Source organism: Mesorhizobium sp. M7A.F.Ca.CA.002.04.1.1 (assembly GCF_004022805.1).
In the GTDB taxonomy this organism is placed as follows: Bacteria; Pseudomonadota; Alphaproteobacteria; order Rhizobiales; family Rhizobiaceae; genus Mesorhizobium; species Mesorhizobium ciceri.
Window position 1 is genome coordinate 1 of sequence record NZ_RZPL01000510.1, and the last position, 4312, is coordinate 4312.

Here is a 4312-nt window from a genome sequence, read left to right on the forward strand (position 1 = left end):
TGTTTTTTCCGTGACGCGGAGCCGCCGCGTGACTATATCCCAGACATGACCACGACGATCCAGACGATCCGCGACGACTTCTCGTTCCTCGAGGAATGGGAAGACCGCTATCGTTATGTCATCGAACTCGGCGAGGCGCTGCCGCCGTTTCCGGACGAGCAGCGCAGCCCCGCCAACAAGGTGCCGGGATGCGTCAGCCAGGTCTGGCTGACCACTGAACGCGGAGCTGGAGCCGATCCTGTCATCACCTTCTCCGGCGATTCGGACGCTCATATCGTGCGTGGGCTGGTCGCGATCATGCTGGCGCTGTTTTCCGGCAGGACCGCCAGCGAAATCCAGAAGACCGATGCGGAAGCGACATTGAAAGAACTCGGCCTCGACGAACATCTGTCGCCGCAGCGCGCCAACGGCCTTCGCTCGATGGTCAAGCGCATCAAGCGCGACGCCGAGGCAGCGCTCAAGCAGACCGCCTGACGCTTCCCGACCCGATCCGCGCGTCGCGGCTCGCAAAAATCAAACGGCGCCCGAAGGCGCCGTTGATGTCGATCCGATCTGGCTGGCAGCAATTACCGCGCTTTGCGCTTGCGGCCGAGACCCATCTTCTTGGCGAGTTGGGACCGGGCAGCTGCATAGTTGGGTGCAACCATCGGATAGGTAGGGTCGAGGTTCCACTTTTCGCGATACTGGTCCGGCGTCAGGTCATAGTGGGTCATCAGGTGGCGCTTCAGCGACTTGAACTTCTTGCCGTCTTCAAGGCAGACGATGTAGTCGTCATGAACCGACCGCTTCGGGTTGACCGCCGGCTTCTGCTTGTCGGCAGGCGGCTGTTCGGCGGTTCCGCCCACACGCCCGAGTGCGGCATGGACATCGGATATCAGGTTCGGCAGTTCGCCGACCGGCACGGGATTGTTGCTGACATAGGCGGCCACCACATCGGCGGTCAATTCGATCAGCGCATCGCTGTTTCTGGAAGGTGTTTCGACAATATCCATGGTCTTCGGTCCCCAACAAGAGTTACATCGATCTGCGCCCTTTTTTACAAGCAGGGCATCGCACGAATTTTGTGCAGGTAGAGTTTCTACGATTCGTGTCGCGGGCACATCAATGAGCGTGCAGACCAAGTAAGTCAATTCACCCCTCGCGCTATATTGAACGATATTGATCAAATGTTCCGCGATCAGCTTCAATCTTTCGTGCATTGTGTAATTTATCGATATTTCGCGTTCCCGTCGGCGGCAGCTGACGCAACGTCAGATCGCCGTTACATTCGTGGCAACTCACGAAACGGGTTTTAATGTTTGATCTTGCTTGGCTATCGCTCGAGAAATATTGGTTGTTCGCATTTGCCCACAAAACCACAGGTTGCCGTGGTCATACACAAGCAATCAGGCGACATGCCAGTCATCCGACCGATCGGCTGATTGCTGCCGCGTCAATCAATGCGGGATGATGTATTTGCCATAGGCCCAGCCGGTGACGAAATTGCCGTTCTGGACCGGATCATGCCAGACTTCGCACCAGCGATAGCGAATCTTTTGTGCCTGCTTCCATGCCGGCTGGTTGGCGATGTCGAGCAGGTTTATTCCGCCGGTGCATCGCCCGGTCATCTGCAGAACGGTACCGTTCGGATATCCCGCCTGCTTTTGGGATGTGCCCGAAGGGTATTTGCGTACATTGAGCGTGTCGCCGAACGGGACATTGGCCACTTGCCAAGCCGCGAATACGGTCGCATGAGACTGGCCGGCAAAGCCCAGAGTTAGCGAAGCAACGGCGAAAGCCGCAGCAGTCCGAGACCAAATAGTCATCATCTCTCCTCCCGGCTCATCTCCTGGAGCCGACACAACCCATACGCTCCGGCTCTTGAACCTGCCCTGATCGGCGTGTTCATTTGCCATTCAAGATACTTCTCCATTCGAGATGGCCCTTCAAGATACTGGCCCATTGAAGATACTGGCAAAGCGAGATGCAATGACCAAGACATCCATATTTCCGATCGTCAGCCCGCCAACGCCCGAGAAGCGGCCGGTTTCCGACACGCATCACGGCATCACGCGAACCGACGACTATGCCTGGCTACGGGCCGACAACTGGCAGGAGATGTTCCGCGACCCGTCATTGCTCGATGCGGGGATCCGCGCAGAACTCGAGGCGGAGAATGCCTACCAGTCGAAGCTGATGGCCGACACGGTCGAACTGCAAAAGCAGCTTTTCAAGGAGATGAAGGGCCGTATCAAGGAAGACGATTCTTCCGTGCCGATGAAGGATGGGCCCTATGCCTACGGCTCGTCCTTTAAACTTGGTGGCGAGCAGCCGCGCTATTTCCGCATGTCGCGCGACGGCGGCGCCGAGCATATCCTGCTCGACGGCGATGCGGAGGCCGCGGGCAAGGCCTATTTCCGTCTTGGCGGTGTCGACCATTCGGCCGACCACGCCAAGCTGCTATGGGCATTCGACGACAAGGGCTCCGAATTCTACACGCTTCGCGTGCGTGACCTTGCCGATGGCAAGGAGCTTGCCGACCAGATCCCCGACACCGGCGGTTCAGGCGTCTGGAACGCAGGCAATGACGGCTTCTTCTACACCCGTCTCGATCCCAACCATCGCCCGTCCAAGGTACTCTTCCATGCGCTGGGCGACAGCCCGGACAGCGACCGGCTGATCTATGAGGAAACCGATCCCGGCTTCTTCATGAATGTCGACGGCACCCGCAACAACGAATGGATCATGATCGGCATCAACGATCACGAGACTTCGGAATACCGCCTGATGCGCGCCGACGATCCGTTTGCCGAACCGAAACTGGTGTCGCCGCGCGAGGTTGGCCTTCAATACGAGCTGGAAGAAGGCGGCGATATCTTCTTCATCCTGACCAATGCCGACGGCGCCAAGGACTTCAAGATCATGACGGCGCCGGCGAGCGATCCCGTGCGCGCCAACTGGCAGGAACTGGTGCCGCACGAGCCCGGCCGGCTGATCCTGTCGGTGATCGGCTTCAGGGACCACATGGTCCGGCTCGAACGCAAGGAAGGCCTGCCGCGCATTGTGGTGCGCGACCGTATCAGCGGCGAGGAGCATCTTCTGTCCCTCGACGAGGAGGCCTTCTCGCTCGGCCTGTCGGGTTCCTATGAGTACGACACCGAGATCATGCGCTTTTCCTACTCGTCGATGACGACGCCCGCGCAGGTGTTCGACTATAACATGCGCACCCGCGAGCGGGTGCTGCTGAAGACCCAGGAAGTGCCGTCCGGCCATGATGCGGACCATTATGTCACGCGGCGGCTGATGGCGCCGGCCAGCGATGGCGAACTGGTGCCGATCTCGCTTTTGCATCATCGCGACACGCCGCTGGACGGATCCGCACCTTGCCTGCTTTACGGCTACGGCTCCTATGGCATCACCGTGCCGGCCGCCTTCAACACCAACTGGTTCTCGCTGGTCGACCGCGGCTTTGTCTTCGCCATTGCTCACGTTCGCGGCGGCAAGGACAAGGGCTATGGCTGGTACGATGACGGCAAGCGGGAGAACAAGATGAACACGTTCACCGATTTCATCGCCGTCGCGCGCCATCTGGTCACCGAGCGTTACACGGCGCATGACCGTATCGTCGCGCAAGGCGGTTCGGCCGGCGGCATGCTGATGGGTGCCGTCGCCAACATGGCGCCGGATTGTTTTGGCGGCATCGTCGCCGAGGTTCCCTTCGTCGATGTGCTCACCACCATGCTCGATGCGACCCTGCCACTGACGCCGCCGGAATGGCCCGAATGGGGCAACCCGATCGCGTCCGCCGACGACTATCGGACGATCGCTGCCTATTCGCCCTACGACAATGTCTCTGATCACGACTATCCGCCGATCCTGGCGCTGGCCGGTCTCACCGATCCGCGCGTCACCTATTGGGAACCGGCCAAATGGGTGGCCCGGCTGCGCGACCGCAAGAGCGGCGACAATCCGGTTCTGTTCAAGATCAATATGGATTCCGGCCATGCAGGCGCTTCCGGCCGGTTTTCGCGGCTGGAAGAGATCGCCTACACCTACTCCTTCGCGCTGAAAGTGATGGGCAAGGCGCAGCTTACGGGAGCAACCAACAAATGATCGACCTGACCACCCTGATCGCCTACATCGCGGTCGTGCTCGGCTTGTTGTCCGCCATCGGCCCGTTCGCCATCGACATGTATCTGCCCGCGCTGCCGTCGATCGGCGCCGATCTGCATGCCGGCACCGCTGCCGTGCAGATGAGCCTGTTGATCTTCTTCCTGTCGATGGGCTTTGGCCAGATCGTCGTCGGGCCGATCTCCGACATGGTCGGCCGCAA

4 protein-coding genes and 1 pseudogene are annotated in these 4312 nt (G+C 59.8%); 3 read left to right on the forward strand and 2 right to left on the reverse strand.

Translation table 11 applies throughout. The features are described from left to right. Positions 1-45 precede the first annotated feature (45 nt). A complete protein-coding gene (locus ENZ75_RS22925; protein ID WP_013532659.1) occupies positions 46-474 on the forward strand; it encodes a SufE family protein in 429 nt (142 codons plus the stop codon). A 92-nt stretch (positions 475-566) separates the two neighbouring features. Here ENZ75_RS22925 and ENZ75_RS22930 read toward each other — a convergent pair whose 3' ends face one another. Continuing rightward, a complete protein-coding gene (locus ENZ75_RS22930) occupies positions 567-992 on the reverse strand; it encodes a MucR family transcriptional regulator (protein WP_013532660.1) in 426 nt (141 codons plus the stop codon). A 444-nt stretch (positions 993-1436) separates the two neighbouring features. Next, positions 1437-1808, reverse strand: a complete 372-nt coding sequence (locus tag ENZ75_RS22935) for an SH3 domain-containing protein (protein WP_164745941.1) — start codon at positions 1806-1808, stop codon at positions 1437-1439. A 160-nt stretch (positions 1809-1968) separates the two neighbouring features. Between ENZ75_RS22935 and ENZ75_RS22940 the strand changes: the two genes are divergently transcribed. Together ENZ75_RS22940 and ENZ75_RS22945 are read left to right on the forward strand one after the other, a co-directional pair. Continuing rightward, positions 1969-4092, forward strand: a complete 2124-nt coding sequence (locus ENZ75_RS22940) for a S9 family peptidase (protein ID WP_013532662.1) — start codon at positions 1969-1971, stop codon at positions 4090-4092. Beyond that, a pseudogene (locus ENZ75_RS22945) lies at positions 4089-4312 on the forward strand (multidrug effflux MFS transporter); the annotation flags it as partial. The gene ENZ75_RS22940 and the pseudogene ENZ75_RS22945, both read left to right, overlap by 4 nt.

Excerpts from the sequence above, each read along its gene's own strand:
- ENZ75_RS22935 (WP_164745941.1), bottom strand. The coding sequence starts at position 1,808 with ATGATGACTATTTGGTCTCGGACTGCTGCGGCTTTCGCCGTTGCTTCG.
- ENZ75_RS22940 (WP_013532662.1), top strand. The coding sequence starts at position 1,969 with ATGACCAAGACATCCATATTTCCGATCGTCAGCCCGCCAACGCCCGAG.
- ENZ75_RS22925 (WP_013532659.1), top strand. The coding sequence starts at position 46 with ATGACCACGACGATCCAGACGATCCGCGACGACTTCTCGTTCCTCGAG.
- ENZ75_RS22930 (WP_013532660.1), bottom strand. The coding sequence starts at position 992 with ATGGATATTGTCGAAACACCTTCCAGAAACAGCGATGCGCTGATCGAA.